The sequence below is a fragment of the Frankia sp. CeRuru1 genome (assembly GCF_977966315.1).
In genome coordinates this window covers 1-4,220 of the sequence record NZ_CDWWEW010000419.1, presented here as the reverse complement: position 1 = coordinate 4,220, position 4,220 = coordinate 1, and the positions used below count along the sequence as shown (strand labels likewise).

5 protein-coding genes are annotated in these 4,220 nt (G+C 71.3%); 4 read left to right on the top strand and 1 reads right to left on the bottom strand.

Annotated features, from left to right (window positions below; translation table 11 throughout):
- Positions 1–891 (bottom strand): protein kinase family protein (locus AC08OP_RS21730; protein ID WP_476615875.1); only part of this gene is annotated, 891 nt, incomplete at its 3' end.
- Positions 892–1,133: 242 nt separating this feature from the next.
- Between AC08OP_RS21730 and AC08OP_RS21725 the strand changes: the two genes are divergently transcribed.
- The 4 genes from AC08OP_RS21725 to AC08OP_RS21710 form a co-directional block, all read left to right on the top strand.
- A complete protein-coding gene (locus AC08OP_RS21725) occupies positions 1,134–1,715 on the top strand; it encodes a DUF4262 domain-containing protein (protein WP_476615874.1) in 582 nt (193 codons plus the stop codon).
- A 295-nt stretch (positions 1,716–2,010) separates the two neighbouring features.
- Positions 2,011–2,283: a DUF4314 domain-containing protein gene (locus AC08OP_RS21720; RefSeq protein ID WP_476615873.1), complete on the top strand. Its 273-nt coding sequence runs from the start codon at positions 2,011–2,013 to the stop codon at positions 2,281–2,283.
- A gap of 3 nt (positions 2,284–2,286) precedes the next feature.
- Positions 2,287–2,730 (top strand): hypothetical protein, encoded by a 444-nt coding sequence (locus AC08OP_RS21715; RefSeq protein WP_476615872.1) that lies wholly within the window; start codon positions 2,287–2,289, stop codon positions 2,728–2,730.
- 625 nt (positions 2,731–3,355) lie between these two features.
- Positions 3,356–4,220: N-6 DNA methylase (locus tag AC08OP_RS21710; protein WP_476615871.1), on the top strand; the 865-nt coding region annotated here is incomplete at its 3' end.

Sequence of the window (4,220 nt, the reverse complement as noted above, 5' to 3'; positions counted from 1 at the left end):
CCGGCGAGCCAGGCGCGGTCCGCGCGCTGATGGGGCGACGTCGGCGACGAGGGCGACGAGATCGGCCGGCTCGGGTCGGCGGGCGGGATCGGTGTCCAGCGCCGCGCGCACCAGCGTGCCCAGCGCGCCCGTCACGTGGTCTATGGCACCCGCGGGCACGCCCGGCGACGGCGGCTCGGACGTGATGCTGGTCCGTCCAGTCGCGGCGTAGGTGACGACCTCACCCCAGGCGAACACGTCGGCCGCGTCCGCCAGCGACACGGCCGCTGGCACGTCCGCCCCGGTCAGGGCCGGCGGGGCGCTCCCGTCACGGGATGGTGAGCGCACGGACCGCGGCCCTCGGGACAGGCCGAGGTCCACCAGCCGTGGCCCCGCTATCCCGAGAACCACATCGGACGGGGTGAAACCGCCACGCACGACCCCGGCACGGGCGCGAGCGGCCACCGCCGAGGCCAGGGCGACAGCCAGCCGATGCACCTCCGGTCCGGACAGCGGGCCCCGCGCGCCCACCTCCTCGGCGAGCGTCGGCCCGTCGACAAACTCCGCGACCAGATGCGGACGCTCCCCGTCGACTCCGAGGTCGAGAACCCGGGCGACGTGCGGGCTATCGATCGCGCGGGCGTGGTCGGCGTCCGCCCACACCCCGTCCCGGCGCTCGGTCCGCGCTGCGTCCGTAGCAGCCAAAGTGTGCACAGCGACCCACTGGCCGTGGGGCGATTGGCCGAGGAACACCGGCCGGATCTCGCTGCCGCCCAGACGGCCGAGCACGGTGTAGGGACCGATGCGGGTGGGGTCGTCCGGCCGCCGGGTGGCCGCGTGCCGCGGCAGGGTCACCTCCATGTTCGCCGCCCACCGGCGGGACGGTGCCACGATCGTCCGCGCACCGGGCACCTCCTTCCCACCGCGAAACGGTGAACCGTCACGGCCGTGGGCAATACCACCCAGTCCGAATTGTCCGCTGCCTCGGCGGTTCACCACGCCCAGGCGGCCAGGAGCGAGGCGCGCGCCAGCTCAGGCGTCTCGGCGCCCGCCCCGGGGCCACGCCGAGCGGTAAGCGTCAACTGCGCCGTCACCGTCGCGCGGCGCACGCCTGCACGCCGAGGTCGCCGTGGTGAACCGGCGCGGCGGCGCGGGTGAACGACTGGGCCCGCGCGGCAGGCGCGTGGACCAGGACAGGCGCCGCTCCCGCACGGGTCGACAGCGCCGCCGCCGAGCAGAAGGGGACATTACCCGCATTGATCGACAAGCGAGATCGGGAGGCACGAGTGGACTTCGTGGGATACGTCGCCACTGTCAGGCAGACCGTGGCGCGCTACGGCTGGGCCGTGCAGCACGTCGGCGGCGACAACGAGGAACCGCCGTTCGCCTACACCGTCGGGCTGGCCGCGAAGGATCATCCGGAGATCATCGTCTTCGGGTTGGAGCCGCGGGTCGCCCAGGAGATCGTCAACGAGCTGGGACGTCGGGCGTCCCACCGGGACACGCGGCTCGAGCCGGGACCGATCGACGACATCCTCGTCGGACTATCCGCGGTCCTGCTGGCCTGCGAACCCGGTCAGGTCCGCGGTCGGATGGCCGTCGCCGAGCAGATCCACGGAGGCGCCGTGGATGCCCTCCAGCTCGTCTGGCCCGACCCGCACGGCCGGTTTCCGTGGGAGGCGGACTACAGCCTGCCGAAGCGAGCGCAACCGATCTTGCGGACACCCGCCCCGTAGCCGCGACTTCGGTTCTTTTCCGAGCCGCGCCCACGCCGGTCCGAAGGGCAACCTCCGAATGGCGCCGGACACGACCGTGGACCCCAGGAGCGCCGGCAACCGTGATGTGCCCCGTGCCTGTCGGGACGGTCGGGTCGATCCGGTGCCGGTATTCAAAGGACGGGTAAGCGTGCTCGCACGCTGCCTGCCGGAACCGTCCCACTGTGCGGGTGTTCCGGCTGGCAAGACCCCGCAGGGGAATCGCATGTCTCATCGGGGCGCCTCGGGTGCGCCCCCGGACGAAAGCGGAGTGACGATGAACAATCCGCCCCCCGGCCATGACGTGGACCAGGGTAGGCAGCCCGGCCGTCACCGGACGGCAGGAATGGACGACACGAAACCCGGAGACCGTATACGGCTGCTGTCCCACACCGATCCGCATTCCTTGCTCGCGGTGGGGACCGAGGGCAGCGTGACCGGAATTGACGATGTCGGCACCGTCCACGTCCGGTGGGACACCGGCTCCCGGCTGGGGCTGATACCAGGTGAGGACGTATGGGAGGTCATCGACTTTAAAGGAGGGACGTGACCGATGAGCGACGACATCATGGACATGTTGGGCGCCAACGAGATGGCCCCGGTACGGCGGCGGGACATTGCCGGCGGTTTGGAGGTCCGCCGCTTCCCCGCGTATTCGGCGGGGCAGTGGCGTGCGGTCCGCGACGGCCGGCAGTTTCTGCCGTACATGTTCTGCCAGCCGCGGAAACGGAACGGGCTCGCGTTGCGAGCCCTGCTGCTGGAGATTCGACCGGACTGGACGGACATTCCCGTCACCGCCCAGGGGCGGCTACGCCTGCCGGACGACGAGCTCCGCAAACTCGTCGACCTGACGCGCCTGGCGGAGACGATCCACGCCCGGTCCGCCTACCGCCAGTGCCTGGGCTGCGGCATGGGTCCGCACTACTGCGTCTGCGGAAACGACCAACCCGGCAACGGACCGAAGCTGTCGGCCGACCAAGTCGACTGGGCACGATAGATCGAACGTAGCAAACATCCATCCCGTGTACCCACGCTTCCCTGCGGCGGCGGGCAGCGTGGCAACGCCGCAGACCCGAAACAACGCGGCGGGGCGCCCGATGTGGGCAGGAAAACCCGGCGCGCCCGCCTGGCCGCGCTCGGACCGTTCCTGTCCGTGCTGGCGGAGCCCCGTCTCGGAGAACCGATGAGTCATCAACCCAGCGGCAATCCGCGCTATAGCGCCGATTCCGTCATCCGCGCTCTGACGCATCACCAGGTAGCCGGCTCACTTCGCTCCTGGACACAGCTCGGCGGTAGTCCGGCCCGTTTCCTCGTCACCGTTAGCGATGGGCAGACCTACACATTTACACTCCCGCAAGCCTTTGCCTTTGTCGTCGGTCTCGCCTCGGCCGCGCGGGCGAGGCCCACAGTCTCATTGAACCACCGCGAATAGCCGGGTTCGAGCCCAGCTTCATCCCTGCGCCAATAGGCGCTTCTCGAGGCTCCCGTCCCCCTCTGGGACTGAGCGCCGTGGTTGTCGCGCGGCGGCGACCCGGGAGCCGTCCGCGCCGGTCCCATTTTGGCGCGGGCCGTGCCGCCGCCCATCCATGTCCGATGCCGTGAGGAAAGGAGCGCACGCCGTCATGCCCTCGCACCCACGCAAACGTACGCGCCGTCCGACCCCGGTCAACGCCCACGCCCACGCGTGCCGGATTGCCGAGGCGGTCGTCGACGCCTGGCACGCGGCGTTCGGCCACGGCCAGCCCGAAGTCCCGGTCTCCACGGTCGCGGCGCTGGCGCTCCTGTCCCCGGCCGCCGACCTGCGCGAGGAGGCGTATGAGCTGCTGACCGGTCTGGACACTGACAGCTTCGCCGCCGTCATGCGCAACCAGTGGCGGCACTTCGTCCACGCGCGGCCGGAGCTGGCCGTCGCGGCGTGGCCGCTGATCCGACCCTGGGACCAGGCGGACCCGGTCTCCGAGGACGCGGTCTATGCCGCCCGACTGGTCGCCCACGCGGCGCTGCGCGCGGGACAGCTCGAGCTCACCGGCAGCCACCGGCGGCGCGAGGTCGACATGTTCGGGCCGTTGCTATCCGGGCTGCGCTCGGACGGTGCCCGCACGGCTCGTGGGCAGGTCTACACACCGCCGCCCATCGCGGACGTCATCGCCAAGGCGGCCGAGGTCAGCCGCGCTGAACCCGGCGACACGGTCCTGGAACCGGCGGTGGGCACCGGCGGGCTGCTGCGCGCCGCCGCACAAGCCATGCGGGCGGACGGCCGGGACCCCGCTGACATCTGCTGGATGGCCGTCGACATCGACCCGCTGGCGGTCGCGTGCCTGGCCGTGAATGTCGTGCTGTGGGAGCTGGGCCGCGACGTTCTGCTCGGCGTCGGCAATGCGCTCACCGACGACTGGCAGGACGAGGCGTTCGCGCAACGCCGTGAACTCCTCGCGCTCGCCGCGCAGTTCCGCCGCGACCGCGTCCTCCTCCAGGTGATCAAACGCC

What these genes read in the sequence shown, in the direction of transcription:
- AC08OP_RS21715 (WP_476615872.1), top strand. Translation starts at nt 2,287, where the DNA reads ATGAGCGACGACATCATGGACATGTTGGGCGCCAACGAGATGGCCCCG.
- AC08OP_RS21720 (WP_476615873.1), top strand. Translation starts at nt 2,011, where the DNA reads ATGAACAATCCGCCCCCCGGCCATGACGTGGACCAGGGTAGGCAGCCC.